This is a genomic window from Lysobacter enzymogenes (genome assembly GCF_017168095.1).
Taxonomy (GTDB): Bacteria; Pseudomonadota; Gammaproteobacteria; order Xanthomonadales; family Xanthomonadaceae; genus Lysobacter; species Lysobacter enzymogenes_D.
In genome coordinates, this window is sequence record NZ_LXSD01000204.1 from 1 (window position 1) to 604 (window position 604).

2 protein-coding genes are annotated in these 604 nt (G+C 70.9%); both read left to right on the forward strand.

Annotated features, from left to right (window positions below; translation table 11 throughout):
• On the forward strand, nt 1-198 hold a 198-nt coding region (locus tag A7A76_RS05265; protein ID WP_206410208.1), incomplete at its 5' end, for a hypothetical protein.
• Between the two features lie 190 nt (nt 199-388).
• Nucleotides 389-604 (forward strand): hypothetical protein (locus A7A76_RS25815; protein WP_206410209.1); only part of this gene is annotated, 216 nt, incomplete at its 3' end.

The following is a 604-nucleotide window of genomic DNA, read 5'->3' on the forward strand; positions in this document are numbered from 1 at the left end:
TCGGCCGACGCCGCTGCCACCGCCGCCGACGCCGCCGCCACCTCGGCCGACGCCGCTGCCAACGCTGCGACCCCGGCCGCTGCCGACGCCGCCGCCGACGCCGCGAAGAACGCTGCCGACGCCGCTGGCCAGGCTGCCGAAGCCGCCAAGGACGCTGCCGCTCCGGCGGAAGCGGCCAAGGAAGAAGCGAAGAAGTAATATCGCGCAAGCGATACTGCAGTTCCGGCGCGGGCAACCGCGTCGAACGGAAAAGCCGCCGGTTCTCCGGCGGCTTTTTCCGTAAGGTCAGTGAACGATCGAAGCCGGCTAGCCGGACCGCTGCGAGCACTGGCGTTGCCTGACAGCTCCACCCAGCGTTTTTCTCAGACAACTCCTCAGGAGACAGCTCATGAAGACCCATCTCTACGTCCTGCTCGCCGCTGCCGCTCTGGCTCTGTCGGCTTGCGCCCAGAAGACCGAAGAAGCCAAGGACGCCGCTGCCGAAGCCTCGGCCGCCGCCGAGCAGGCCGGTGCCGACGCCGCCAAGGCCGCTGATTCGGCCGGCGCCGCCGTCGCCGAAGGCGCCAACGCCGCCGGCGCTGCCGCGACCGACGCCGCCAACGCC